At 62.9% G+C, this 25,057-nt stretch carries 22 protein-coding genes and 1 tRNA gene; 3 read left to right on the top strand and 20 right to left on the bottom strand.

What is annotated here, in order from left to right:
- Positions 1 to 102: 102 nt before the first annotated feature.
- Positions 103 to 189 (bottom strand) — tRNA-Leu (locus tag ABGM93_RS12135).
- A gap of 390 nt (positions 190 to 579) precedes the next feature.
- On the opposite strand from ABGM93_RS12135, the gene ABGM93_RS12130 reads away from it, so the two are divergent.
- Entirely contained in the window at positions 580 to 1,557 is a 978-nt protein-coding gene (locus ABGM93_RS12130; protein ID WP_321499773.1) for a complex I NDUFA9 subunit family protein, read from the top strand.
- A 92-nt stretch (positions 1,558 to 1,649) separates the two neighbouring features.
- On the opposite strand, the gene ABGM93_RS12125 is transcribed toward ABGM93_RS12130, so the two are convergent.
- Entirely contained in the window at positions 1,650 to 2,456 is an 807-nt protein-coding gene (locus ABGM93_RS12125; RefSeq protein ID WP_321499771.1) for an undecaprenyl-diphosphate phosphatase, read from the bottom strand.
- A 261-nt stretch (positions 2,457 to 2,717) separates the two neighbouring features.
- On the opposite strand from ABGM93_RS12125, the gene ABGM93_RS12120 reads away from it, so the two are divergent.
- Positions 2,718 to 3,410, top strand: coding sequence for a glutathione S-transferase family protein (locus tag ABGM93_RS12120; RefSeq protein ID WP_321499768.1), 693 nt, complete (start codon positions 2,718 to 2,720; stop codon positions 3,408 to 3,410).
- Positions 3,411 to 3,461: 51 nt separating this feature from the next.
- Positions 3,462 to 4,616: a tRNA epoxyqueuosine(34) reductase QueG gene (gene queG, locus ABGM93_RS12115; RefSeq protein ID WP_321499766.1), complete on the top strand. Its 1,155-nt coding sequence runs from the start codon at positions 3,462 to 3,464 to the stop codon at positions 4,614 to 4,616.
- Positions 4,617 to 4,635: 19 nt separating this feature from the next.
- Here queG and ABGM93_RS12110 read toward each other — a convergent pair whose 3' ends face one another.
- The 18 genes from ABGM93_RS12110 to ABGM93_RS12025 all read right to left on the bottom strand — a co-directional run bounded on the left by ABGM93_RS12110 (position 4,636) and on the right by ABGM93_RS12025 (position 25,011).
- The gene (locus ABGM93_RS12110; protein ID WP_321499763.1) at positions 4,636 to 5,841 is read right to left on the bottom strand and encodes an acyl-CoA dehydrogenase family protein; all 1,206 of its coding nucleotides are present in this window, start codon (positions 5,839 to 5,841) and stop codon (positions 4,636 to 4,638) included.
- Positions 5,842 to 5,865: 24 nt separating this feature from the next.
- Entirely contained in the window at positions 5,866 to 6,636 is a 771-nt protein-coding gene (locus ABGM93_RS12105) for an SDR family NAD(P)-dependent oxidoreductase (RefSeq protein WP_321499761.1), read from the bottom strand.
- Positions 6,637 to 6,835: 199 nt separating this feature from the next.
- Complete coding sequence (locus ABGM93_RS12100; protein WP_321499759.1) at positions 6,836 to 7,780, bottom strand: ABC transporter permease; 945 nt, start codon at positions 7,778 to 7,780, stop codon at positions 6,836 to 6,838.
- Positions 7,777 to 8,826 (bottom strand): ABC transporter permease, encoded by a 1,050-nt coding sequence (locus tag ABGM93_RS12095; protein ID WP_321499757.1) that lies wholly within the window; start codon positions 8,824 to 8,826, stop codon positions 7,777 to 7,779. Before ABGM93_RS12095 ends, ABGM93_RS12100 begins: the two co-directional genes overlap by 4 nt.
- The gene (locus ABGM93_RS12090) at positions 8,816 to 10,342 is read right to left on the bottom strand and encodes an ABC transporter ATP-binding protein (protein WP_321499754.1); all 1,527 of its coding nucleotides are present in this window, start codon (positions 10,340 to 10,342) and stop codon (positions 8,816 to 8,818) included. The genes ABGM93_RS12095 and ABGM93_RS12090 overlap by 11 nt, the downstream gene beginning before the upstream one ends.
- Positions 10,339 to 11,772 (bottom strand): amidase, encoded by a 1,434-nt coding sequence (locus ABGM93_RS12085; RefSeq protein WP_321499752.1) that lies wholly within the window; start codon positions 11,770 to 11,772, stop codon positions 10,339 to 10,341. Before ABGM93_RS12085 ends, ABGM93_RS12090 begins: the two co-directional genes overlap by 4 nt.
- Positions 11,773 to 11,809: 37 nt before the next feature.
- Entirely contained in the window at positions 11,810 to 12,793 is a 984-nt protein-coding gene (locus tag ABGM93_RS12080; protein WP_319772984.1) for a BMP family protein, read from the bottom strand.
- Between the two features lie 161 nt (positions 12,794 to 12,954).
- Positions 12,955 to 14,250, bottom strand: a complete 1,296-nt coding sequence (locus tag ABGM93_RS12075) for an amidohydrolase family protein (RefSeq protein WP_321335145.1) — start codon at positions 14,248 to 14,250, stop codon at positions 12,955 to 12,957.
- A gap of 289 nt (positions 14,251 to 14,539) precedes the next feature.
- On the bottom strand, positions 14,540 to 15,646 hold the full coding sequence (locus tag ABGM93_RS12070; RefSeq protein ID WP_321499749.1) for an ABC transporter ATP-binding protein: 1,107 nt from the start codon (positions 15,644 to 15,646) through the stop codon (positions 14,540 to 14,542).
- 12 nt (positions 15,647 to 15,658) lie between these two features.
- The gene (locus tag ABGM93_RS12065) at positions 15,659 to 16,552 is read right to left on the bottom strand and encodes a carbohydrate ABC transporter permease (protein WP_321499747.1); all 894 of its coding nucleotides are present in this window, start codon (positions 16,550 to 16,552) and stop codon (positions 15,659 to 15,661) included.
- Positions 16,549 to 17,421: a sugar ABC transporter permease gene (locus ABGM93_RS12060; protein WP_321499745.1), complete on the bottom strand. Its 873-nt coding sequence runs from the start codon at positions 17,419 to 17,421 to the stop codon at positions 16,549 to 16,551. Before ABGM93_RS12060 ends, ABGM93_RS12065 begins: the two co-directional genes overlap by 4 nt.
- A gap of 89 nt (positions 17,422 to 17,510) precedes the next feature.
- Positions 17,511 to 18,767 carry an ABC transporter substrate-binding protein gene (locus ABGM93_RS12055; protein ID WP_321499743.1) on the bottom strand — a complete coding sequence of 419 codons (1,257 nt, stop codon included), beginning with the start codon at positions 18,765 to 18,767 and terminating at the stop codon, positions 17,511 to 17,513.
- A 536-nt stretch (positions 18,768 to 19,303) separates the two neighbouring features.
- Positions 19,304 to 20,188, bottom strand: a complete 885-nt coding sequence (gene mmsB, locus ABGM93_RS12050; protein ID WP_321499741.1) for a 3-hydroxyisobutyrate dehydrogenase — start codon at positions 20,186 to 20,188, stop codon at positions 19,304 to 19,306.
- A gap of 379 nt (positions 20,189 to 20,567) precedes the next feature.
- Positions 20,568 to 21,182 (bottom strand): 2-dehydro-3-deoxy-6-phosphogalactonate aldolase, encoded by a 615-nt coding sequence (locus ABGM93_RS12045; RefSeq protein ID WP_321499739.1) that lies wholly within the window; start codon positions 21,180 to 21,182, stop codon positions 20,568 to 20,570.
- Positions 21,179 to 22,072, bottom strand: a complete 894-nt coding sequence (locus tag ABGM93_RS12040; protein WP_321499737.1) for a 2-dehydro-3-deoxygalactonokinase — start codon at positions 22,070 to 22,072, stop codon at positions 21,179 to 21,181. The genes ABGM93_RS12045 and ABGM93_RS12040 overlap by 4 nt, the downstream gene beginning before the upstream one ends.
- An 86-nt stretch (positions 22,073 to 22,158) precedes the next feature.
- Positions 22,159 to 23,100, bottom strand: coding sequence for a 2-hydroxyacid dehydrogenase (locus ABGM93_RS12035; RefSeq protein WP_321499735.1), 942 nt, complete (start codon positions 23,098 to 23,100; stop codon positions 22,159 to 22,161).
- A gap of 130 nt (positions 23,101 to 23,230) precedes the next feature.
- Positions 23,231 to 24,514: a TRAP transporter large permease gene (locus ABGM93_RS12030; protein ID WP_321499733.1), complete on the bottom strand. Its 1,284-nt coding sequence runs from the start codon at positions 24,512 to 24,514 to the stop codon at positions 23,231 to 23,233.
- Positions 24,511 to 25,011 carry a TRAP transporter small permease gene (locus tag ABGM93_RS12025; RefSeq protein ID WP_321499731.1) on the bottom strand — a complete coding sequence of 167 codons (501 nt, stop codon included), beginning with the start codon at positions 25,009 to 25,011 and terminating at the stop codon, positions 24,511 to 24,513. Before ABGM93_RS12025 ends, ABGM93_RS12030 begins: the two co-directional genes overlap by 4 nt.
- Positions 25,012 to 25,057 lie beyond the last annotated feature (46 nt).

Raw genomic sequence — 25,057 nt, 5'->3', positions numbered from 1 at the left:
AACGAGCCGACGATGAAACTCCGCCCTTGAAACGAAAAAAGCTCCGGTTTTCCGGAGCTTTTTCAAAGATCTCTGACAGTGGTAGCTGCCAGAGCCGGGAAATGGTGCCCAGGAGAGGACTCGAACCTCCACGCCCTTTCGAGCACTAGCACCTGAAGCTAGCGCGTCTACCAATTCCGCCACCTGGGCCGATGACGGCGATACATACGGACACGACCCGCGCCTGTCAATCACCTTCGCACGGCACCCGCACAGGTTATCAACACCCATTCGATCGGATGGCATTTGCGCGTGAATGCGTTTGCGAATTCGTGCGCACTTCACACGCCCGCAACAAGCGGCTATGACGGCTGTAACGTGCTGATGACGCGCGGTTCGCATCTTCGACATGAGGCGCTGACGACCGGTGCCTCATGTCGGGCCGGTCCCGAATGTCTCGCCCGCCCGAAACGGCGTCGTGACATTCGCCCGGCCTGCGACCGCTGGCCGGATACGAATCTCGCCTTTCATGTGCGAGGGGCGTCTTTCGGACGTGACATGTCGGCACCGCGTAAGGTGGGCTGAGACGAAGGAGCGATCATGACCACTCCGCTCAATGGGAAGCTTGTGACGGTATTTGGCGGTTCCGGCTTTGTCGGTCGTCATGTGGTGCATGCGCTGGCAAGGCGCGGATGGCGGGTTCGAGTGGCCGTTCGCAGGCCCGATCTTGCCTTTCACCTCCAGCCGCTCGGCTCCGTGGGCCAGATCCACGCGGTGCAGGCGAATCTGCGTTATCCCGATTCGCTCGCCCATGCCGTGGCAGGCGCCGACGCAGTCGTGAACCTCGTCGGCATTCTTGCCCAGAGCGGACGCCAGACCTTCGACGCCGTGCAGGCGTTCGGGGCCCGTGCCGTGGCGCAAGCCTGCAAGGATGCTGGCATCACCAATCTGGTTCACATGTCGGCTATCGGCGCGGATGCGAAGTCACCCGCCGGTTACGCGCGCTCCAAGGCCGCCGGTGAAGCCGCCATGCGCGAACTGGTGCCCGAGGCCGTGATCATGCGTCCCTCCATCCTGTTCGGTCCGGAGGACGACTTCTTCAACCGCTTCGCCTCCATGGCCCGCATGTCGCCCTTCCTGCCGCTCATCGGCGGGGGAAAGACGCGCTTCCAGCCGGTCTTCGTCGGCGATGTGGCGGAAGCGGTGGCCCGTGCGATCGAGGGCGAGGCAGAAGCCGGTGCGACCTACGAGCTTGGCGGTCCTCAGGTGAAGACCTTCCGAGAATGCCTGGAGATGATGCTGGAAATCACCGGCCGAAAGCGGCTTCTCGTGCCCCTGTCCTTCCGGCTGGCCGGCACGCTTGCCCGTATCCTGCAGCTGCTCCCCGGCGCGCCGCTGACGAGGGATCAGGTCGCGATGCTCAAGTCCGACAACGTGGTCTCGGAGGAAGCGGTCGCCGCGGGGCATACGCTTTCAGGGCTCGGCATCACGCCGGTCACGCTTGCCTCCATCCTGCCGGGCTACCTGTGGCGCTTCCGCGTCCATGGCCAGTTTGATTCGGCCTATCACGCGAAATAGACCGGTGGCCCCTTGCCGGGGCATCTGAGACAGAAAAAGCGGCAGGCCTGGTGAGGCGCTGCCGCTTTTTGTTTCCAAAGGCGCCGTCGGGTTCAGCCCAGAAGGTAAAGCCCGGCAAAACCGGCCAGCCCGACAATGATCCGCCACCATGCGAAAAGCTTGAAGCCATGGCGGGCGACGTAGTTCAACAGCCAGCGCACCACGATGACGCCCGCAATGAAGGCGGTCACGAAGCCGACGGCGATGATCGCCATGTCGTCCATGGAGAGCAGATCACGGTTCTTGAAGAGATCGAGCGCGAAGGCCCCTGCCATGGTGGGCATGGCGAGGAAGAAGGAAAACTCCGCCGCAGAGCGCTTGTCCGTGCCCATCAGCAACGCGCCGACGATGGTCGAGCCTGAGCGCGAGACGCCCGGCACCATGGCCAGCGTCTGGCACAGGCCAATGCCGAAATAGAGGCGCATCGGATATTGCGTGACATCGTGATAGCGCGGTTTGAGGTCGAGCCGGTCGACCCACAGGAGAATCACGCCGCCAACAAGCAGCGTGGAGCAGATGAGGGCGGGTGATTCGAACAGCACCGCCTTGATGAAGCCATGGGCGAAAAAGCCGATCACGGCGGCGGGCATGAAGGCCAGCAGGATGCCAGCAACGAAATAGCGGCTGCGCGGATCGCTCGGCAGGCTGATGGCAAGGTGCCAGAGCCTGGCGAAATAGACCGACAGGATGGCGAGGATCGATCCGAGCTGGATAAGGACCTCGAATGTCTTGCCCGGATTGTCGAATCCGATGAAATGGCCCAGAAGCAACAGGTGGCCGGTCGAGGAGACGGGAATGAATTCGGTCAGGCCTTCCACGGTGCCCAGAATGAGCGCCTCGATGATGGTCTGTTGGTCCATGGCAATGCGATCCGTTGATGATTTTGCAAAAGCCGGGTAGGGCTTGGCGATGAGGACGTGCGGGGTTGGGGGCGAGACTCGTGCATTGAAGAGGCTCGTGCAATGATGCTGGCGTCACTTGGCAGCGTCAGTTATGGGTCTTTTCGATCATTCAGGCGACCATAGGTTGTCGGTAAGGTCCGTTTTCCGGTTTCCGGGTTGCGGTGCATGGCTTATGCGCCTGCGATCCGACAGACTGTGTCATGAGTATATGAACCACGAATGCTGATCCTGTATCACCATCCCTTCTCGCCCGCCTCTCGTTTTGTTCGGCTGGCATTGCACGAATATGGGGTGAATTTCGAATCCTATCTCGAGTACCCTTGGCAGCGCCGCCGCGAGTTTCTGCTGATCAACCCCGCGGGCACCGTGCCCGTTGCGGTGGAGAATGACGGAACGCCTGTGTGCGGTGGCGCCGTGATTATGGAATATCTCGACGAGACGCGCGGCTACATGATCCCCGACAAGCGTCTCATGCCCGACAATGCCGAACGCCGTGCGGAAGTGCGGCGTCTGGTGGAGTGGTTCCTCGGGAAACTCGATCAGGACGTGATCGGCCATTTCGTGCGCGAAAAGATCTACAAGCTGGAAATGCCGAAATCGGCGGGGGGCGGCGAGCCTGATTCGGCTGTGCTGCGCGCCGCGCGCACCAATATCCGCCACCACATGCGCTATATCGGCTATCTCGCCGCTTCGAGGCGCTGGCTTGGCGGAGACCGGATCAGCTTTGCCGATATCGCGGCAGCCGCGGAGCTTTCCTGCGCCGACTACCTGGGCGAGGTGCCGTGGGACGAGGACGAGCATGCCAAGGCATGGTACGCTCGCGTCAAGTCGCGCCCAAGCTTCCGCTCTCTTCTGGGGGAGACGATCCCGGGCATGCGGCCGGCGAAAAGCTACGCTGATCTCGATTTCTGATTGGCGCTGGCGCGCCGGTCCGGTCAGGGCCGAATGCGGGAGGGGCATGGCATGCGGTTGAAGGCGGTCATCGCCGAGCGGGCGGAAGCCCTGGGCTTCGACGTGTGCCGCATCACCCATGCCGATGCGATCCCCAAGGCCGGGGACCGGCTTGCGCGCTTTCTGGGCGATGGCCACCACGCCACCATGACTTGGATGGAGGAAACGGCTGAGCGCCGCGCAGCCCCGCGCGCGCTCTGGCCGCAGGTGCGCTCCATCGTCATGCTTGGGATGAATTACGGGCCCGATCACGATCCGTTGGAAAACCTCGCCAGCGCGGAGATCGGCTCGATTTCCGTTTATGCCCGCCACCGCGATTATCATGACATCATCAAGGGCAAGCTGAAGACGCTGGCCAGCCAGATCCTCGCCGCCGCGCGCGAGATGGCAGAGCTTCCCGAAGATGGCGCGGATCTGAAGGTCTTCGTCGATACGGCTCCCGTGATGGAAAAGCCGCTCGCCGCCGCCAGCGGTCTTGGCTGGCAAGGCAAGCACACCAATCTGGTTTCGCGCGACTTCGGCTCCTGGCTTTTTCTCGGCTCGATCTTCACAACGCTGGATCTGCCGCCGGACGAGCCGGAAACCGACCGTTGCGGCTCCTGTCGCGCCTGCCTCGACATCTGCCCCACAAAGGCGTTTCCGGCCCCCTACAGGCTCGATGCGGGGCGTTGCATCTCCTATCTGACCATCGAGCACAAGGGGCCGATCCCACGCGAATTTCGAACCGCCATCGGCAATCGCATCTATGGCTGCGATGATTGCCTTGCGGTCTGTCCGTGGAACAAGTTCGCCGAAAGTGCGCGCGAGGCGAAGCTGAAGGCCCGGCTCGATCTTCAGGCCCCGATGCTGGAAGATCTGGTTGCGCTGGATGATGCCGCCTTCCGTGCGCTCTTTTCAGGCTCGCCCGTCAAGCGTATTGGTCGGGACAGGTTCGTCCGCAATGTTCTGATCGCAATCGGAAACTCGGCAGATGCCGGTCTGGCAGCCAGGGCGAAACTCCTCCTTGACGATCCTTCGCCGGAGGTGCGCGGGGCAGCTGTTTGGGCCCTCTCGCGTCTGCTGAAAACGGAAGAGCTTACCCGGCTAAGGAAAGGGCGCGAAGCGACTGAAGCGGACCCTGACGTGCTGGAGGAATGGCGAGCTGCGATTGAACAGCCCGACAAGTGATGAGCCGGCGAAATTTCCGTCAGCCCCATTGCCAGTAGTCGTCACCTTCCTGCGCATAGAAGCGTGACAGCACCATCTTGTGCACCTCCGATGCGCCATCCACGAGGCGGGCGCAACGCGCGTAGCGGTACATCCATTCCAGGGCCGTGTCCTTGGAATAGCCGCGTGCGCCATTGAGCTGGATGGCGCTGTCGACCGCCTTGTGCAACGTGTCGGCCACGTGGATCTTGGCGCTTGAGACTTCCTTGCGTGCCCGCGCGCCCCGATCGAGCTTCCAGGCCGCGTTCATGACGAGAAGCCGCCCGATCTGGATGTCATGGGCGAGCTCGCCGAGCGTCAGCCCGACCGATTCCCGATCGGCCAGCCGGATGCCGAAGCTCTCGCGGGTGGAGACGTAATCCTGTGCGATCTCCATTGCGCGCTTGGAAAGCCCAAGCCACCGCATGCAATGGGTGAGACGGGCGGGCCCGAGACGGATCTGGGTGACCTTCAGCCCATCGCCCACCTCCATCAGTCGGTCGCTGTCGGGGATCTCCAGCCCGTCGAATTCAAGTTCGCACACCCCGCCATGCTCGTCCGGTCCCATGTTCTCGATCCGGCGGACGATCCGCCAGTTGAGCTGGTCGCGATGGAAGAGAAAGGCCGTCAGGTGCTTTCGGGTGTTGGCGGGATCGGGATCGGTGCGCGCGATCAGTATGAAGTGCTTGGCGATGGCCGCGCCGGAAATGAACCACTTGCGGCCATAGATCCTCCACATGTCGCCATGACGTTCCGCGCGCGTCTGGATCATGCCGGGATCCGATCCGCCGCCCGGATGCGGCTCGGTCATGACGAAGGAGGAATTGACCTTCCCATCCACGATGGGCTGGAGCCAGCGGGCCTTCTGTTCCTCGCTCGCCACCATTTCCAGGACCCGCATGTTGCCGTCATCGGGGGCTGCGCAATTGAAGATGGAGGGCCCGAAGATGCAGCGATTGGCTTCTTCGTAAAAAGCGGCCTGCCCGACCATTGGCAGGCCGAGGCCGCCGCGCGACGGCGGCATCTGCGGCGCCCACAGGCCGACGTCCCTGGCCTTGACGCGCAATGCGTCACGCAAGCTCAGACGGATGTTCTCGAACTCGTTGAAAGTGGCGGGATCGCCCTCCAGCGGCAGCAGGTGCTCGTCCACGAAAGCGCGCACCCGCTGGCGAAGAGCCTCGTGACGGGGATCAAGCGTGAAATCCATCGATCGGTTTCCTTGAACGAGGTGTCAAAGCGAATTGACGAGATGCCCGCCATCGACGGGCACGATGGCCCCGGTCATGAAGGAGGAGGCGTCGCTGGCCAGAAGCAGGAAGGGGGCGTCGAGTTCTTCCATTTCGCCGGTCCGGCGCATGGGAATGCGCTTCAACATGGCCTGCCCCTGCGCGGTCTCGAAGAAGCCCTCGTTGATCTCGGTGGAGAAATAGCCCGGCGCAATTGCGTTGACGCGAATGTTGAAGCGGGCAAGCTCAAGCGCCATCGCCTTGGTAAGCTGCACCACGCCGGCCTTCGAAATCGCGTAGGGCGCAACGCCCGTCGCAACCCTGAGGCCCAGGACCGAGGCGATGTTGACAATTGCCCCCGGCGTCCCCGTTTCGCGCCAGTGACGGCCCGCCTCTGTCGCCATCAACCAGACACCGCGCAGATTGACGGAAAGAACGGCGTCGAAATCCGCGGTGGAATGATCGATGGAGAGCCCCTGGCTCGCCATGCCCGCATTGTTGACGAGCGTATCCAGTCCCCCCAGCGCCTCCAGCGCATCGCCAATGCAGGTCTTGACGGAAGCCTCGTCGGAAACATCGAGCGGCAAGGAAATGGCATCTTGCGCGCCGCTCTCCCTGAGCTCCCCGACAAGCGCCTGAAGCCGGTCCGCGCGTCTGGCCGCGATGGCCACGCGCGCGCCGTTTCTCGCGCACAGCCGGGCGAAATGCGCGCCCAGCCCGCTTGATGCCCCGGTGATGAGAATGCGGCGGCCTTCAAGCCTTGCGCCAAGATCCATGTGTTCCTCCCCCAAGCCGCAGGCTTCTCCCGAGCCTGTCATGATCACCCGACTGTAGAGGAAGTTGCCTCTGCGTCAAATGACCGATTGGCCGGAAATGCCGGGTGATGGAGGGCAGGCCGCGTTTGGGAAAGGCCACCTTTTGGGGGAGGTCTCCCTTGGGGGAGGCCGGCGGGGGCAGGCCGGCCTCTGGAAAGCCTCAGCGTTCGCCGCGCCGATAGGCCTGCATCAGGGCCTGGGGAACCCGCGCGCGCCGCGCCATCACCACAAGAGCGACAATCGACATCACGTAAGGCACCATCAACAGAAGCTGATAGGGCACGGCCTTGCCGACGACGGTCTGAAGGCGCAGCTGATAGGCGTCGAACAACGCAAAGAGCAACGCACCGAGAAGCGCGCGTCCCGGCCGCCAGGAGGCGAAGACCACCAGCGCGATGCAGACCCAGCCGCGTCCCTGGATCATGGTGGGGAAGAACGAGTTGAAGGCCGACAGCGTCAGGAACGAACCGCCGACGCTCATCAGGGCGCTGCCCAGGATGATCGCGCCATAGCGCACCTTGACCGGGTTCACGCCCTGTGCTTCCGCAGCGTGCGGGTTCTCGCCCGTCATCCTCACCGCAAGCCCGAGCGGCGTGAAGAACAGGACATAAGCCAGCACCACGGCGAGAACGATCGCGAGATAGGTGGGCGGTGTCTGGGTGAAGAGCGCAGGCCCGATGAAGGGCAGATCGCTCAGGCCGGGAATGTCGATCGGCTGGAACGGCTCGATGGTCGGCGGCGTACCCGCCACCGGCACGATGAGCCGGAACAGGAAATAGCTGAGCGAACTTGCAAAGAGCGTGATGCCGAGCCCGGTCACATGCTGGGAAAGCCCGAGGGTGACGGTGAGCCCCGCATGAAGCAGCCCGAAGGCCGCGCCGAAAAGGGCGGCGACCAGGAGCCCGGTCCACAGGTCCGCACCATTGAAGACGGCGAGCCAGCCAATCATCGCGCCGAAGGTCATGATGCCCTCGATGCCGAGATTGAGGACGCCGGAGCGTTCGCACAGGAGCGCGCCGAGTGTGCCGAAGATCAGCGGGGTCGCGATGCGCAGAACCGCGGCCCACAGACCGGCGGAGCCGAAGATTTCGAGGATCTCCATCATTTGCGGATCCTGTACTGCGTGAAGAAGATCGCGACCAGCATGGTCAGCAGCGAAAGAGCGACGGTCACATCCGCAATGTAGCTGGGAATGCCGATGGCCCGGCTCATGCCGTCAGCCCCCACGAACATGGCGGCGGTGAAAATGGCGGCCGCCACCACGCCCACCGGATGCAGGTTGGCGAGCATCGCGACGATGATGCCGGAATAGCCGAAGCCGGGCGAAAGATCGGTCGTGACATATCCCTTCACGCCCATCACCTCAACGGCGCCCGCAAGCCCGGCAAGCCCGCCGGAAAGGCACGCGACCTTGATGAGCGTGGAGGCCAGCGGAACGCCCGCAAATCGCGCGGCCCGGGGATTGAGGCCCGCAGCCTTTGACTGAAGCCCGAAGACGGTGCGCGCCTGAACCGCATAGACGATGACGGCGATAACGATTGCGACCACAAGTCCGATGTGAAGGCGCGTGCGCGCAATGATCTTCGGCAGCAGCGCGTTGTCGGCGACCGGCACCGATTGGGGCCAGCCAAAGGCGAGCGGATCCTTCAACGGGCCTTCGATCATCATGGAGACGAAAAGCACGGCCACGAAATTCAAAAGCAGTGTGGTCACCACCTCGTCGACGCCGAAACGCAGGCGAAGCCCCAGCGGCAACAAAAGCACGAAGGCCCCTGCCATCGCGCCGATCATCATCAGGACCGGAATGGCGAGCGCGGACGGCAGGCCCGCGGTGAGATCCGCACCGAAGGCGGCAACTGCAATCGCGCCGATGAAGAATTGGCCTTCTGCACCGATGTTCCAGACCTGTGCGCGGAAGGCGACGGCGGCGGCCAGTCCGGTCAAGATGAGAGGTGTCGCCCGCGTCAGCGTTTCGGTGGCGGCAAGACGGGATCCGAAGGAGCCGACGCCGATCTGGTAATAGGCTTCCAGAACGGGCGCGCCCGCAAGCGCGATCAGCACCCCGGAAATGGCCAGTGCCGCAACGATAGCGATGATCGGCGAGGCAATGACCAGCCCGAAAGGCCTGTGGGCGCGGCGTTCAAGACGCATGGACGACCTCCTTGCTCCAATCGCCCGCCATCATCAGGCCGAGCTTGCGCGCATCCGCCTCTTCTGCGGCGAGTGGCGGAGAGAGCCGTCCCTTGACGATGGCCTGGATACGGTCGGCCAGATTGATCACCTCTTCCAGATCCTCCGAAATCAGCAGGACGGCTGCGCCAGCGTTGCGTGCCTCCAGAATGCGTGTGTGAACGGCGGCAATCGCGCCTTCATCGAGGCCGCGCGTGGGCTGGGCGGCAATCAGAAGCTTCGGCTGGTCATGCAGGTTCCGGCCCAGAATGAGCTTCTGCATGTTGCCGCCGGAAAGAAGCCGTATGCGTCGGTCAGGCGCGCCGCCGCGCACGTCGAACTCTTCGATGATCGTAGTGGCGAAGGCGCGCGCCGCGGCCCGGTTGACCAGTCCGTTTTTCGAAAAACGCGGGCTGTGCATCCGTTCAAGGATCGCGTTTTCCCAAAGCGTCATCTCGCCGATGGCGCCTTCGGCATTGCGGTCCTCCGGAATGCGTCCGACACCGGCCTCAACAAGCGCGGCCACCCCTTCCTTGATTGGCTCGTCGAAGAGCCGCAGCTCTCCGGCGGTGGGGGTGGCGAGGCCCGAAACCATCTGTGCAAGCTGGGCCTGCCCATTGCCGGAAACCCCGATTATGCCGAGCGTTTCGCCCGCCCGGAGCTTGAAATTCAGGTCGGACAGCCGGGCAACGCCATCAACGGCAAGCGAGGCGCTGATGGCTTCCAGAACCACCGCGCCAGGTGCGCCTGCTTCACGCTTGGGGCGTGCGATGCGGCGCCCCACCATCAATTCGGCGAGCTCTTCCTTGGTGGTCTCTGCCGCTTTTCGTTCGGCCACCACCTTGCCGCCGCGCAGGACCACCACCCGGTCTGCTGCGGCCATCACCTCATGCAGCTTGTGCGAGATGAAGATCAGCGACAGCCCCTGCCGTGCCATTTCCCGCAAGGTGGAGAAAAGGCGCTCTGCCTCCAGATTGGTGAGCACGGCGGTCGGCTCGTCAAGGATCAGGATCTTCGCGTCATTGTAGAGCGCCTTCAGGATTTCGACACGCTGCTGCTCGCCGACGGAAAGGTCTCCAAGTCGCGCATCAGGGTCGACTGCAAGCCCGAAGCGCTCAGCCAGTTCCGCAAGTTTGGCGCGCGCCGCTCCAGTGTCGGAGCGCAGCTTCAACAGGCTCTGCGTCCCGGTCATGACGTTTTCGAGAACCGTCAGGTTCGGCGCCAGCGAGAAATGCTGGTGAACCATGCCCACGCCCGCATTGATGGCCGCGCGCGGGCGGCCCGGCGGCAACTCCCGGCCTTCCACCTCCACCGATCCGCTGTCGGGGGTGTAATGGCCGAAGAGGATCGACATCAGCGTTGTCTTGCCTGCCCCGTTTTCCCCCAGAAGCGCCAGAACCTCGCCATGGGCAAGGTCGATGGAGACGGCATCGTTCGCGACCGTCGTCCCGAAGGTCTTGGTGATGTTGGACAGGCGCAGGACAGGGGTCTCGCTCATGCTGCAAGCCCCGCGACCGGAAAGCGATGGGCCCACGGACAAAGAGCCTCAAGCGTCGCGCCAAGCGAAAGAAGACGGCGATCGGCGCCCATCGGTGCGAAGAGCTGCACGGGAAGGGGCAGCCCCTCGTCATCGGCGCCCACGGGCATGCTGAGTGCGGGCACGCCGGTGATGTTGGCCAGAGAGGCGAGCGGGGCGAAAGCTGTCATGCGATCCCAATGCGCTTGGACGTCATCGTGGTCTGTCGGAAAGGCGCCAAGAGGCGGCGGTGCGTCCGCCAGCATCGGCGCGAGCACAGTATCGACCTCGTCGAAGATCCGCCACATCGCATGGGCGGCAAGAACGCCTTCCTGAAGCGCGCTCCACAGTTCATGCGCCTGCATGGCCCGTCCGCGCGCCAGTACCGCGCGGCTCAACGGCTCGATCTTGTCTTCATCGAGTGTTCCTTGGGCGAAAAGGGACGCTGTCAAAGAGCAGATGATCCGGTCAAAGGCCCTGCGTCCGGTCTCAACCAGACCGGCGATCCGGTCAAAAGGCAGGTCGACGATACGATGGCCTGCGCCTTCCAGAAGGGCTGCCGTCCTGGCGACGGCATCGGCGCGCGCGGCGGAAACGGGATAGGGCCCGCAATCCGTGACGAGCCCAATGGTTCGCGGTGCGTTTCCGGCGGATTTGCTCGATGCCTGTTCGATCATGGGTTCCGGTGCCGGCCCGCGCACATCGCCTGCAAGATGATCGAAGGCAAGCCGCGCATCGCGAATGGAGCGGCAGATGGCGAACTCGGCGGCAAGTCCGCCCAGGTGATTGCCGAAATCGGGCCCGCCGGGGATCACCCCACGCGAGGGCTTCAGTCCGATGAGGCCGCAACAGGCGGCGGGAACGCGGATGGAGCCACCGGCATCGGTTGCATGCGCGATGGCGACAATCCCGGACGCGACCGCGCTGGCGGCCCCGCCCGAAGATCCGCCCGCGGCGCGCTCCGGGTCAAGCGGATTGCGGGTCGGCGCACGTTCCAGGGGCTCGGTGGAAAGCGACAGGCCGAATTCCGGCACCTGCGTGTTTCCGAAGGGCACGAGGCCCGCTTCGCGCATGCGGTGGGCAAATTCGGAATCCGCACTGCCGTCGGAAAGCCCACGCAGGGCGTTGGAACCGGCCGCGCCGGGAATTCCGGCAAAGGGCGCGCCGAGATCCTTGGCAAGCGTCGGCACACCCGCAAGGGGACGGGTGGCAAATCGCTCGGGATTGTCACGGCGTTCATCTTCCAGCGCGTTCGCCTGGCTGAGACCCAATTCCGGCACGAGCACGTCGATGGCGCCGAGATCCGCGTGCTGGCGCGCAGCCTGAAGGGAGGCCTCCATGGCTTCAAGCGCGCTCACACGTGAAGACGCGATGGCCTCGGCAAGTGCCATCGCGTCGTTCTGTCTTGTCATGGTCTCAGTGACCCTCAAGCCTTGGGCAGGCCATGTCTCACTTCGGTTCGCTGATGTCGCGCGGAACCTCGAATGTGCCGGCCTTGATCTCGGCGCGGCGCTTTTCCATCGCCTCTACGGCTTCCGCAGGCGCAACGCCCTTGGTGTAGACGATGTCCGAGCCGCCGTCCTTCATCAGGCCGTAGGCGGTGTAGTTCTTGCCAACCGGCTTGCCGGCCTTCACGTCCGCGACGGCGGCATCGAGGATCGGGCGGAAGTACCACATGGCGTTGGCGAAGACGGTGTCGGGATAACGGTCGGTGTAGTCGATCAGCGACCCGACGGCCTTGATGCCGCGCTCCTTGGCGGCGTCCGCCGTGCCGATACGCTCGCCGAACAGGATGTCCGCGCCCGCATCGATTTCGGCAAGACCTGCTTCGCGCGCCTTCGGCGGATCGAAGAAGGTGCCGATGAAGGAGACCAGCGTCTTGGCTTCCGGGTTCACTTCCTTCACGCCCGCGTTGAAGGCGTTGATGAGCTGGTTGACTTCCGGGATCGGGATGGCGCCGACCGAACCGACCACGTTGGTCTTGGTCATCTTGCCGGCCAGCATGCCGGCGAGATACGCGCCGTCATGGTTCCAGGTGCCGAAGACGCCGAAATTATCGCCGGATGCCTCGCCCGAGGAGCCCATCACGAAGGCCACGTCCGGATAGTCCTTGGCGACCTGGCGCGCTTCGCGCTCCACAGCGTAGGATTCGCCGATCACAAGATCGACGCCCTTTTCCGCATATTCGCGCATGGCACGCGGGTAATCGGTGCCGGAAACGCCCTCGGAGAATTCGTACTCGATGACACCGTCCTTCGCGGCTGCCAGCAGAGCTTCGTGAAGGCGCGAGTTCCACGCGTTCTCCACCGGCGAGGCGTGAATGCCCGCAACCTTGAGAACGTCGGCGGCAAGAGCTGCGCCGTGACCGGCCATGGTCACCGCAAGGCCTGCGCCAAGTGCTGCACCGGCCGCGAGAACGCGGCGGCGTGTCATCGATTTCAGGAACGCCATATCCCTATTTCCCCGGTTTTGCGGCGGACTTTCTGCCCGCCTGTTGTCGCGCATGATCTTGACCGTTTGCTCAAAAAATTGTCAAGTCAAGCATCTGCATAGAAATGCGTCATGCACAGCGTCGTCGCCGCGCAAAGCGGCGACTATTCGTCGCCCGCGCCTGGCGCATAGCTGGCAGGGTCGACCGTTTCCGGCCTTCCGGCCAGGTTGAGGCTTGCGACCCGCGGCAGTGTTCTAGCAATAAGCTTGCCGCGTTTGATGACCGCAAGGCGCGTCGCCTTCAGGCGCAGGGCCTCCAGCGGATCGCGCGCCTGCAGGATCACCATGTCGGCATTGCAGCCCGGCTCCAGGCCGTAGCCTTCCAGCCCCATGGCGCGGGCGGAGTTGACGGTAACGGCGTCGAACAGCTTGCGGCGGTCTTCCATGGAGGACATCTGCGCCACGTGCACCGCCATGTGCGCGACTTCCAGCATGTCGCCGGAGCCCATGGAGTACCAGGGGTCCATCACGCAATCATGGCCCAGGGCCACATTGATGCCGGCTGCCATAAGTTCGCGCACACGGGTCATGCCGCGACGCTTGGGGTAGGTGTCGTGCCGCCCCTGAAGCATGATGTTGATGAGCGGGTTCGGGATGGCATGCAGCTGCGCCTCCGCCATCAGCGGGATGAGCTTGGAGACGTAGTAGTTGTCCATGGAGTGCATGGAGGTGAGGTGCGAGCCCACCACCCGGCCCTGAAGACCGTGGCGCATCGTCTCCGCAGCAAGCGTCTCAACATGGCGCGACATCGGGTCGTCGCTCTCGTCGCAATGCATGTCGACGCGAAGCCCGCGTTCCGCCGCAATCCGGCACAGCGTCTCCACCGACTTGCGGCCCTCTTCCATCGTGCGCTCGAAATGCGGAATGCCGCCCACCACGTCGACGCCCATATCGAGCGCGCGCGTCAGCGCATCGGCAGCCTCCGGGCAGCGGTAATAGCCGTCCTGCGGGAAGGCGACGAGTTGCAGGTCGATATAGGGCGCCACCTTTTCGCGGACCTCAAGCAGGGCTTCCACGGTGACGAGCTTCGGATCGGATACGTCCACATGCGAGCGGATGGCGAGGAGCCCTTGCGAGACGGCGAGGTCGCAATATTTGAGCGCGCGCTCCACCACCGCATCTCGTGTCAGCATGGGGCGCAGCTCGCCCCAAAGCGAAATGCCTTCCAGCAGTGTGCCGGAGACATTCATGCGCGGAAGCCCCAGGGATAGGGTGGCGTCCATGTGGAAATGCGGGTCGACGAAGGGCGGAGTGACGAGGCACCGGTCGGCTTCGATAACGTTTCCCGCCTCGGCGGGAATGTCATGTTCGACCGCTGTGATCAGGCCGTTCGTGACAGCAATGTCCATGCCCTCCCGCCCGTCGGGCAGGTTGGCGTTGCGAATGAGGAGATCGACCATGAAACCGTTCCGGATTGGAGGGCGCGGGAGCGCGCATGGCCCCCGTTTTCTCCAATCGCCGCCGACATATCAAGTGTGACAATGTCCGAAGGTCGGGTCATGTTGCTGAGACAATGAATCCGCAGCGTTACCCAGATGGCCTGTGGGAAGGCGCGGGGACACAAAACGACTCAGCACGTACAGGCAGGCGTCTGCGCAAAGGAGTTTAACCGCCCTCGATAAGCCCTCTTCTTGCGCGTTGCAGAGCATTGCGGGGGAGGCGGCTCAGCCCACCGTGATGGATCTGCCTCTAAAGCCGCAGGCCCGTCTTGCGATCAAACAGCTTTGCCTTGGCCATATCGACCTCGAAGTGGAACGGCGCGCCGGGCGCGCCGGCATCCTGCGGGCGAACACGGGCAAAGAGTTCCGTCGCCCCGATGGTGAAGACCAGCATCGTGTCCGGCCCCGTCGGCTCGATCACATCCACCGGACGTTCGAATGCAAAGCGGCCCGGACCGGGAAGCTCGGTCCCCGCGGCAAAGATCGTCTCCGGTCGCATGCCGAGCACCACCTCGTGCCCATCCTCGGCCGTGATGCGCCCGGCAATGTCCTCGGGCAGCGGGAAGCGCAATCCGCCCTCGGCACCGTCCGGCACGACGAATAGGCCGCCGTCGCGCGTGAGGGTTCCCGGCAGCATGTTCATCGGCGGTGAGCCCATGAAGCCCGCGACGAAAAGGTCGACCGGTTCCTCGTAGATCGTCATGGGATCGGCGAACTGGCGGATATGGCCGTTGTCCATCACCGCAATGCGGCTGGCCAGCGTCATGGCCTCGATCTGGTCGTGGGTCACATAGACGATGGTCTTGCCGAGGCGCTGATGCAGTTTCTTGATCTCGGTACGCATTTCGATGCGCAGCTTGGCATCGAGATTCGAGAGAGGCTCGTCGAAGAGGAACACTTCCGGCTTGCGCACGAGCGCGCGCCCCATGGCCACGCGTTGGCGCTGACCGCCGGACAGCTGGCCGGGCTTTCGCTCCAGAAGGTGGTCGATGTGGAGCATGCCGGACACCTCCGCCAGCGCCGCCGTCTGTTCGGCCTTCGGTACCTTGCGGGTCTGCATGCCGAAGGTGATGTTGTCTTCCACCGTCTTGGTCGGATAGAGCGCATAGGACTGGAACACCAGGGCGATGTCGCGATCCTTCGGCGGGATGGTGTTGACGGTTCTGTCGCCGATCACGATCTGGCCGGAGGAGACCGTCTCCAGCCCGGAGATGAGGTTGAGCAGGGTTGACTTGCCGCAGCCGGACGGGCCGACGAGCACGACGAATTCCCCGTCTTCGATCTCAAGGTCGATGCCCTTGAGAACCTCCACGCCGGAGAACCGCTTCCAGATGTCTTGAAGGCTGATGCTGGCCATGGTTCGCGTTGCCTATTCTTTCACAGCGCCGGCGGCCAGACCGCGGACGAAATATTTGCCTGCAATGATGTAGACGAGAAGCGTCGGCAGGGCGGCGATAATCGCCGCGGCCATGTCGACATTGTATTCCTTCACGCCGGTGGAGGTGTTGACGAGATTGTTCAACGCCACGGTCAGTGGGTTGCTGTCACCGATGGTGAAGGCAACGCCGAACAGGAAGTCATTCCAGATCTGGGTGAACTGCCAGATGATGGTGACCACCATGGCCGGAAGAGCCATGGGCATCATGATCGCGAAAAAGATACGGAAGAAGCCCGCCCCGTCGATCTTGGCCGCGTTGACGATGCTGTCCGACACGCCGACGAAAAAGTTGCGGAAGAACAGCGTGGAAAAGGCGAGGCCATAGACCGTGTGGACGAGGATCAGCCCGAAGACCGAGCCCGCCAGCCCCAACGCGCCGAGTGTCCGGGCCATCGGCAGAAGCACGACCTGAAAAGGAATGAAGGCGCCGAACAATGTCAGCGCGAAGATGATATTGGCCCCCCGGAAACGCCACTTTGTCAGCGCGTAGCCGTTGAGCGCGCCAAGAAGGGTCGACACCAGCACGGCTGGCACTGCCATGACGATGGAGTTCCAGAAATAGGGCTTCAGGCCGTCGCAGCGCACCCCCACGCAGGCCGTGTCCCACGCCTTGGTCCATGCGGCGAGGCTGGGGGCTTGCGGCAGGGCGATGAGCGAGCCCTGCCGGATCTCGTCGACGCTCTTCAGGGAGGTCGTGACCATCACGAACAGCGGCGTCAGGTAATAGAGGCAGAAGAGGGCGAGCAGCGCATAGAGCAGGTAGCGCAGGAAAACCTGGCCGCTGCCTGTCGCGCGCACGATGCCGGAGGCCGGTTCGCGGCTCATCGTTTTGCCTCCCTCAGTTCCGAATAGAGATAGGGCACGATGATCGCGAGGATCGTCGCCAGCATCATCACCGCGCTCGCCGCTGCCGTCCCAAGCTCGGAGCGCTGGAAGGCGAAGGCGTACATGAAGGTTGCGGGCATGTCGGTGGCGTATCCCGGTCCGCCATTGGTAAGCGCGATGACGAGGTCGAAGCTCTTGATCGAAAGATGGGCAAGAATGATGAAGACCGACAGAAAAACCGGCCTGAGGTTCGGCAGGACGATGCGCGTATAGGTGCGCCACGGCCCGGCTCCGTCGATGGCGGCGGCTTTCAGGATATCGTCATCGACAGAACGAAGACCTGCAAGGAACAGCGCCATCGCATAGCCCGATGATTGCCAGACGCCCGCGATCACCACCGTGTAGATGGCCATGTCCGGATTGATCAGCCAGTCGAAGTGGAAGTCCGTGAACCCAAGGTCGTGCATGACCTTCTCAAGCCCGAGACCGGGGTTGAGAATCCATTTCCATGCCGTCCCCGTGACGATGAAGGACAGCGCCATCGGGTAGAGGAAAATCGTGCGGATCGCGCCTTCCGCCCGGATGCGCTGGTCGAGCATGATCGCCAGGACGATCCCGATGAAGGTGCAGAAACCGATGAACAGGGCGGAGAAAACGAAGAGATTCGACAGCGCCACGTACCAGCGCGGGGTCTGCCACAGTCGCGTGTATTGGATCAGCCCCGCGAGATCGTAATTCGGCAAGATGCCGGAGCGGGTGAACGAGATGTAGAGCGTCCAGGCGATGAAGCCGTAGACGAAAAAGAGGCTGACCGCGAACAGGGGAGAAACCACCAGTTTCGGCAACCATCGCTCCATGAGGCGTCCCATTGAGAACATCTCCCCCCGCGAGGTTCAGAAAAAGAGGACAAAAGAGCCGACGCGCGGCAACGCGTCGGCTCTCATGACTGGAAACGCCGCTATTGCTGAGCCCGCTTGATGGCTGCGGCAAGCGTCTTCACCGCCTCCTCGGAGCTCATGTCGGAGTTGAAGAAGTTGGTGACGAGATCCATGAACTCGCCGCGCACGGAGCGCGGAACGGCCATCTCATGCGCCATGGAGGGCACGAGCGAGTCGTTCTTGATGGCGGCCATCAGATCCTCGCGGGACTTCTTCGCGCAATCGTCGAACTTGTCCAGTGCCACGTCGGTGCGCGCCGGAATCGATCCCTTGGCCAGGTTGAAGGTCTCCTGGAAGCTCGGTGACATGATCAGGCTTGCAAGCTTCTTCTGGCCTTTGACGCGCTCCTCGCCCGACACCTTGAAGAAGGTGAAACTGTCGGAATTGAGCACGAAGCCCTTGCCGGGCGTTGCCGCACAGATGAAGTCCTTGCCCGGCACCTTGCCGGCTGCGAGGAATTCGCCCTTGGCCCAATCGCCCATGATCTGGAAGCCGGCCTCGCCGCGCATCACCATGGCGGTCGCGAGGTTCCAGTCGCGGCCGGAGAAATTCGCATCCACATAGCCGCGCAGTTTGCGAAGCTGGTCGAAGGACTTGATCATCGTGTCGCTGGTCAGGGCGTCCTGGTCGAGATCCACCAGCGCCTTTTTGAAAAAGTCGGCCCCGCCAATGCCGAGCACGACGTCCTCGAACAACGTCGCGTCCTGCCAGGGTTGTCCGCCATGTGCCAGCGGCGTGATGCCGGCGGCCTGCAGCTTGTCGGCGATGGCGTTGAACTCGTCCCAGGTTTCCGGCATCTCGGTGACGCCAACCTTTGCGAGCACTTCCGGGTTGGCCCAGAACCAGTCGACGCGGTGGATATTGACCGGAGCGGCCACGTACTTGCCGTCATATTTCATGATCTTGGCAAGTGCGGGCGGCAATACGCTGTCCCAGTTCTCGGCTGAGGCCACGTCCTGCACGTCATTGAGTGCGCCCAACTCCGCCCATTCCTGAATGCCGGGGCCCTTCAGCTGCACGGCGGTCGGGGGATTGCCGGAAACAACGCGCGCGCGCAAGGCGGTCATGGCCGCATCCCCGCCGCCACCGGCAATGGGAGAATCGATCCATTTCCCGCCGTCGGCTTCAAACGCGTTCTTCAGTTCGCCAACCGCCTTTGCCTCACCTCCGGATGTCCACCAGTGCAGCACCTCCACGGTCCCATCTGCATTGGCGATGCCCGGAAGGGCTAAGGTGGCTACGGCTGTTGCGGCAAGAAAATTCCTGAACTTTGTCATTGGACGTCCCTCGATTCTCATGTTCCTGCCCGAACCGTCGCAAGCGGGGTAGGGCAGTATCGTGTCCTCCGCGTCGGGGCACAATTCCTTGGGTTGCAAACGTGTTGAGTGACTGTTTCGAGAAATAGCAGGAATTCGCAGTATGTGCACTTTGATGCTTGTCAATCTTTCGGTCAATTACAGCCACGATCTACGCTGGTTGGCCTCTATGCAACGGAAAGCGTAACAAGATAATTGCTTAGGCGGCCAACATTACTGCGCAGGCACCAGGGTGACCAAGGGAAAGGCTGACGTAGCGTATATAATGACTTGGGCAGGGTGTGGCGCAGCGTTGGTTCCCGTGTTGGAGGCCCGCAGCCATGATCGTTCGTGCAGCACGGGGCGCGATGAAGCTGGTCGAAATAGCCGCTTATGCGGATCGCCGTCGTCGCGGAAAACAGGCTGGGGAAAAGAGGCCCCCGGCCAGGACGCCGGGAGCCGGTCAGCGATTCAGGCCCGGGTGTTCGGGCCAGAAACGAATGTGTGCCGTGAGCCAGCTAGCGCGCAGCCGTCTTCAGGTATTCAATCATGCCTGAAAAATCCTTGCCCTTGCCACCGTGTTCAAGAAACCGGGCATAAAGCTCCTGAGCCCGCGCGCCCATCGGTGTAGCCTGCCCCGCGCCGTCGGCGGCCTGTTGCGAAAGCCCCAGATCCTTCAGCATGAGCTCCGTCGCAAAGCCGGGTTTGTAGCCATTGTCGGCGGGGCTTTGCGGGCCAACACCGGGCACCGGGCAATAGGTGTTGACCGACCAGCAATAGCCTGATGACGTGGAGATGACATCGAAGGCGGCCTGTGCCTCAAGGCCGAGCTTTTCGGCCAGAGCGAAGGCTTCGCAGGCCCCGATCATGGATATGCCAAGCAGCATGTTGTTGCAGATCTTGGCGGCCTGACCGGCTCCGCCTCCGCCGCAATAGACCAGTTTGCCGCCCATCACGTCGAGGATCGGGCTCGCCTTGTCGAAGGCCTCGCGCTTTCCGCCTGCCATGAATGTCAGCGTTCCCGCCGCCGCACCACCGGTGCCACCGGAGACGGGCGCATCGAGCGACAAGAGGCCCGCGGCATCGCACATCGCATGAGCCTTGCGCGCGCTTTCCACGTCGATCGTCGAGCAATCGATCAGCACGGCACCGGACTTCGCCGCCGGAACGACCGCCTCAAAAACCTTCAGCACGATCGGGCCGCTCGGAAGCATGGTGATGATGAATTGTGCGTCCGCCACGGCAGAGGCTGCATCCGGTGCCGCCTTGATGCCTTCGGCCTCAGCCTTTGCAACGGCGTCGGCCACCGTATCGAAGGCCGTGACGCTGTGGCCTGCCTTGACCAGATTGATGGCCATGGGCAGGCCCATGTTTCCAAGGCCGATGAATGCGATGTCGCTCATGTGGATCCTCCCGATTTGCCCTAGGGATCGATTGTCGCGCACCTCCCGCACGGCAAAAGCCCTTGTTCTTTTGATCCGATATTCAAATGACGGATCGTCTTGTGCTGGAGATTAGCGTCACCGGCCCCCGCGATACCAGTCTCGTTTCGCCGTCGTCGCGTTTCTTGTTGGCGAAAGAGAGATCCTGTGCGCGGAAAAGAGCTTTTCGCGCGATGTGGGGGGCGAAACCTTGCGTCAGAACGCAAGCGGGGAGAATGATTGCAGCGTCTTGATTGGGCGCCGGAACGTTGTGCCGCACGGCCACGCGCTTCCTTCTTTCGCTTTGAGAAGGCTGCGCGTGGCCGGTCGGTGCTTCAGTCCGGGCGCGTTATCGGCTGGTTCAGTGCGCCTGCGCGACCAGCAAAGAGGCGACACAGCGCCGGGCGATTTCGCCGACCGCTTCAGCTGACCGGCCCGGCTTGTAGAGCGCGGCTCCAATGCCGAACCCGTTGGCGCCCGCATCGATCCAGGTCTTGAAATTTTCGGGACCCGCGCCGCCAACCGCATAGACGAGCGTGTCCTTGGGAAGAACGGCCCGAATGGCCTTGAGGCCGGAAGGCCCCATGATGGATGCGGGGAAGATCTTGAGGCCCGTGGCCCCGGCCTTGAGGGCGCCGAAGGCCTCGCTCGGCGTGAAGACGCCGGGCCAGGATGCCATGCGCAGCGAAACGGTTTCCTCAACCACTTCAACATCGAAATTCGGCGAGACGATCAGTCGTCCGCCCGCGCCATGAACGGCACGCACGTCCTGTCGGGTGAGAACGGTGCCTGCGCCGATCTGCACACGGTCGTCAGTTTCGAAATAGCGGGCGAGCAGTCCGATGGATTCCAGCGGCCGTGGCGAATTCAGCGGAACCTCGATGGTGCGAATGCCTGCGGAAACGAGCGCGTCGCCCACCGGGATAACCTCTTCCGGCGTGATGCCGCGCAAGATCGCGATCAGTCCGTTGCTCATTTTTGTGCTGCACCTTTCTGCCATAGGGCCACCAGACCGTTTCGCACGAGGCGGCTGCCATCCGCCACCCCCACGGTCTTGCCGGCCATTTCCAATGCTGTTTTGTAAAGCGCGCAAAGCTTCGCGGCGCCGATCAGCACCACGCGTTCGCAATCTGCGATGGCGCGCGCTTCCGCGCCGATGAGAAGGCCGGAAAGTCGCGCGCGCGCCGCGCCTGCCGACAAGCCATGCAGCAGACCCTGAGCGCGCAGGGGGAAGAGGCGTTCGAAGGCCACGCCCGCCAGACCGTCCCTGACACCGCCTTGGAAAGCCGCATCGTCCCAGTCGTCGCCCGTCATGCCGTGCCGCAGGACGGAGGCGGTCGAAAGAAGCTCGAACAGTTCGCCCGTCATCGCGGTCGCGAAGGAGAGGACTTTGCCGTCCGCGATCCGTACGCGCTTTGAATGGGTGCCAGGCATGATGAGAACGCCGTCGAAATCGGGTGTCTCGGCCAGGAAACCCGCGATCTGCACTTCTTCTCCGCGGATGACATCGGCGGGGGCGTCCTGCGCAAGGCCGGGAACGATCTCCACGGCAATACGCGGGTCCCGGGTGTCCACCTTCATGGTTTCCCCGGTCGCGACCGGGGCGCAAGGCACCATGCGATAGGGCGCTTCCTGCCAGCCCTGGCGCGCGCCGACCATTCCGCAGGCGATGACCGGCAAGGGCGTATCGCCGATCCAGTCACCGATCAGGCGCAACAGGGCGGGTTCGAATTCATCGCGAGCGAGCTTGCCCATGCCGTCCGGCGCATCGGCGGAAGCAAGAACCTCGCTCCCCCGCATTGCCCACACCCTGAGGTGAGAGGTGCCCCAGTCGGCGGCAACCCATTCCGGCTTCACTTCACGCATCAAACGTCTCCTGCATCGAGGCGGGTCGAGAACCCGGCTCCGTGTGACCGGGGCTCTTGCCCGGTCCGAATCCTCAGATCTTCTGGTCAGGCAACCGGGCTCACCAGTGCCTCGCCGTTCACATGAGCGCGCAGGTTGGCGACGGTCAGGTCTTCCATCCGTCGCCGGGTCGCGCGCGTCGCGCTGCCGACATGAGGAAGAAGGACGACATTCTCCAGGTCGCGCAGCCGTTGCGGCACATGCGGTTCGCGGGCAAAGACATCGAGTGCGGCCCCGCCGAGCTTGCCCGCCTCCAGAAGCGCGGTCATGGCTTCCTGATCGACCAGCGATCCACGCGCCACATTGACCAGACAGCCTTCCGGTCCGAGCGCTTCCATGACGTCCGCGTTGACGATGTTGTTCGTGGCCGCCGATTTCGGCGCGATCACCACGAGCCAGTCCACCTCGCGCGCCATGGTCACGAGGTTGTCGTAGAAGCGATAGGGCTGGTCGTCTTGACGGGTGCGCCCGTGATAGACGATCTCCATCCGCATGGCCTCCAGTCGCCGCGCGATTTCCTTGCCGATCCGGCCAAGCCCGAGAATCCCTGCGCGCCTGCCGAAAAGCTCGTCCGTCAGCGGGTACTTGGCGTTTTCCCAATGCCCCTCACGCACATAGCGGTCGGCCTGCGGGATGCGGTGGGCGAGCGACAGCATCAGCCCGAGCGTCACTTCCGCCACGCAGTCGTTCAGAACATCGGGGGTGTTGGTCACGCGCACATTGGCGGCTTTGGCGGCGGCCACGTCCACCGCGTCATAGCCCACGCCCATGGAGGCGACGAGTTCCAGTCCAGGCAGGCCGTTGATGATCTCCGCCGAGCAGCCGCGGCTGCCGGGCGTGATCACGTAACGCGTGGTGGGGGCGATCTCATTTAAGAAGGCGAGCTTGTCCTCGGCCTCCCAGAAATTGTGAATCGTGAAAAGCGCGTTGAGCTGGGCGACGACATTCTCGCTCATGGGGCCGACCATGAGGCAGCCGGGCTTTGTCATGAAGATCATGTCCTTTGCTGACAGGCGGCTCAAATCTCTGAGGGACGGTGAACATGCCCGCTTTGATGGGGGTGGCCACAGCGTTGCCGCGGCCACCCGTGTTTCGTTTCAACGGACCGTCGGGTCCGGATTACCGCCCCATCAGATGCAGCGGCCCCAGGGAGACGCCCGGCACATAGGTGATGATCAGGAGCGACAGGATCATGGCCAGAACGAACGGCACGATCCCCTTGATCACCTGGGACAGGGTTGTGTCCCCTATTCGGGCGGCCACGAAGAGGTTGATGCCCAGTGGCGGCGTGATGAAGCCGATCGCCAGGTTCACAACCATGATGATGCCGAAGTGGACCGGATCGATGCCAAGCGATGTCGCCACCGGATAGAGGATCGGCGCGAGCACCAGAATGGCCGGTGTCGTGTCCATCACGCAGCCCACGAGCAGCAGCAGGGCGTTGATGATGATCAGCACGACGATCGGGTTGTCGGAGATCGTCAGCATGCCGTCGGCGATGGCGCCGGGGATCTGCTCGATGGTCAGGATGCGCGCGAAGGTCGAGGCGCAGCCCAGAATGACCATCACGGTGCCGATGGTGACGCAGGAGCCTGAAATCACACTGAAGATCTCTTTGGGCTTCAGATCGCCATAGATGAACACGCCGCAGATGAAGGCATAGACCGCGGCAACGGCCGCAGCCTCCGTCGGGGTGAAGACACCCGCATAGATGCCGCCCAGAATGATGAAGGGATTGAGCAGCGCCCACTTGGCGTCCCAGGTCACCTTCATCGCCCGAGTCCCGTTGAACGGCGTCGGGTCCCCCGACCACCCCATCTTCTTGGAGTAGAAGTAGACATAGACGATCAGCACGAGGCCGATCAGGATGCCGGGGCCTGCACCGGCCAGGAAGAGGCTGGAAATCGATGTGCCGGTGGAAACGCCGTAAAGCACCATCGGGATCGATGGCGGGATGATGACACCGATGCTGCCTGCTGTGGCGAGCAAGGCGAGAACGAAGGATTTGGAATAACCGGCCCTGAGCATGGAGGGGACAACCATGGATCCTACGGCGGCAACCGTGGCCGGGCCCGAGCCGGAAACGGCGGCGAAGAACATGCACACCACGACCGTCACGATGGCGAGGCCGCCGGTGACACGCCCGAAGAACGCTTGCGCCACATCCAGGATGCGGCGAGAGACGCCGCCTGCGCCCATCAGGTCACCGGCGAGAATGAACAGCGGGATCGCCATGATCGGGAAGCTGTCGGTGGCGGAGACGAGGGTCTGCGAAATGTAGAGGCCGGAAACCGTGCCGAAGGTCATGATCGTCAGCATGCAGGCCATGCCGATGGCAATGCCGACGGGCACGTTGAAGATCAGGAAGCCCGCGAGGCTTCCGAAAAGGATGGCAGCCGTCATACCTCGACCTCCTCTTCGGTGCTTTTGTTAAGCGTGGTGACCCGATACCAGATGACCTGCGTCTGGCGCAGGGCTGTCAAGGCAAAGCCGACCATCGGAGCGGAGTAGACGGCCCACATCGGCAGGGCCATTGCCGGCGAGGTCTGACCAAGCATCAATTGGCGCAGGACGACCTGGCGCGACGTCCAGATCACATAGAGGGCGAAGACAAGGAACAGGATGTCGCCGATAATAACGACGTATTTGCGAAGAGGGACTGGAAACAGACTTAATGCGGCGTCGAGCTTGATGTGTCGCATCCGGTGTGCGCCATGACTGATACTGAGATAAATCAGCCAGATAAACATGTAGCGGGCGACTTCTTCCGACCAATAAAGCGATGCGCCAATCACATAGCGCATGAATACCTGGATCGCGAGAATGACAGTCATCGCCGATACAAGGGCGACAGAAAGTGTTATTTCGAGATTATTGTCTAACCAGCGCAGTAGCTTCATCTAGCTTGGTCCTTCCATGCGCAGTATCAGGCAAATAGAAATGTAG

The sequence above is a fragment of the Breoghania sp. genome (genome assembly GCF_963674635.1).
Classification (GTDB): domain Bacteria; phylum Pseudomonadota; class Alphaproteobacteria; order Rhizobiales; family Stappiaceae; genus Breoghania.
The sequence above is the reverse complement of the archived record's forward strand: the minus strand, read 5'-3'. Positions and strand labels throughout refer to the sequence as shown.

Bases quoted from the DNA above. Each gene is read 5' to 3' on its own strand.
- ABGM93_RS12070 (WP_321499749.1), bottom strand. From the start codon at position 15,646: ATGGCCAGCATCAGCCTTCAAGACATCTGGAAGCGGTTCTCCGGCGTG.
- ABGM93_RS12045 (WP_321499739.1), bottom strand. From the start codon at position 21,182: ATGAGCAACGGACTGATCGCGATCTTGCGCGGCATCACGCCGGAAGAG.
- ABGM93_RS12025 (WP_321499731.1), bottom strand. From the start codon at position 25,011: ATGAAGCTACTGCGCTGGTTAGACAATAATCTCGAAATAACACTTTCT.
- ABGM93_RS12035 (WP_321499735.1), bottom strand. From the start codon at position 23,100: ATGACAAAGCCCGGCTGCCTCATGGTCGGCCCCATGAGCGAGAATGTC.
- ABGM93_RS12055 (WP_321499743.1), bottom strand. From the start codon at position 18,767: ATGACAAAGTTCAGGAATTTTCTTGCCGCAACAGCCGTAGCCACCTTA.
- ABGM93_RS12040 (WP_321499737.1), bottom strand. From the start codon at position 22,072: ATGCGTGAAGTGAAGCCGGAATGGGTTGCCGCCGACTGGGGCACCTCT.
- ABGM93_RS12030 (WP_321499733.1), bottom strand. From the start codon at position 24,514: ATGACGGCTGCCATCCTTTTCGGAAGCCTCGCGGGCTTCCTGATCTTC.
- ABGM93_RS12060 (WP_321499745.1), bottom strand. From the start codon at position 17,421: ATGGGACGCCTCATGGAGCGATGGTTGCCGAAACTGGTGGTTTCTCCC.
- ABGM93_RS12065 (WP_321499747.1), bottom strand. From the start codon at position 16,552: ATGAGCCGCGAACCGGCCTCCGGCATCGTGCGCGCGACAGGCAGCGGC.
- ABGM93_RS12090 (WP_321499754.1), bottom strand. From the start codon at position 10,342: ATGAGCGAGACCCCTGTCCTGCGCCTGTCCAACATCACCAAGACCTTC.
- ABGM93_RS12125 (WP_321499771.1), bottom strand. From the start codon at position 2,456: ATGGACCAACAGACCATCATCGAGGCGCTCATTCTGGGCACCGTGGAA.
- ABGM93_RS12130 (WP_321499773.1), top strand. From the start codon at position 580: ATGACCACTCCGCTCAATGGGAAGCTTGTGACGGTATTTGGCGGTTCC.
- ABGM93_RS12105 (WP_321499761.1), bottom strand. From the start codon at position 6,636: ATGGATCTTGGCGCAAGGCTTGAAGGCCGCCGCATTCTCATCACCGGG.
- ABGM93_RS12120 (WP_321499768.1), top strand. From the start codon at position 2,718: ATGCTGATCCTGTATCACCATCCCTTCTCGCCCGCCTCTCGTTTTGTT.
- ABGM93_RS12085 (WP_321499752.1), bottom strand. From the start codon at position 11,772: ATGACAAGACAGAACGACGCGATGGCACTTGCCGAGGCCATCGCGTCT.
- ABGM93_RS12100 (WP_321499759.1), bottom strand. From the start codon at position 7,780: ATGATGGAGATCCTCGAAATCTTCGGCTCCGCCGGTCTGTGGGCCGCG.
- ABGM93_RS12095 (WP_321499757.1), bottom strand. From the start codon at position 8,826: ATGCGTCTTGAACGCCGCGCCCACAGGCCTTTCGGGCTGGTCATTGCC.
- ABGM93_RS12075 (WP_321335145.1), bottom strand. From the start codon at position 14,250: ATGGTCGATCTCCTCATTCGCAACGCCAACCTGCCCGACGGGCGGGAG.
- mmsB (WP_321499741.1), bottom strand. From the start codon at position 20,188: ATGAGCGACATCGCATTCATCGGCCTTGGAAACATGGGCCTGCCCATG.
- ABGM93_RS12110 (WP_321499763.1), bottom strand. From the start codon at position 5,841: ATGGATTTCACGCTTGATCCCCGTCACGAGGCTCTTCGCCAGCGGGTG.
- queG (WP_321499766.1), top strand. From the start codon at position 3,462: ATGCGGTTGAAGGCGGTCATCGCCGAGCGGGCGGAAGCCCTGGGCTTC.
- ABGM93_RS12080 (WP_319772984.1), bottom strand. From the start codon at position 12,793: ATGACACGCCGCCGCGTTCTCGCGGCCGGTGCAGCACTTGGCGCAGGC.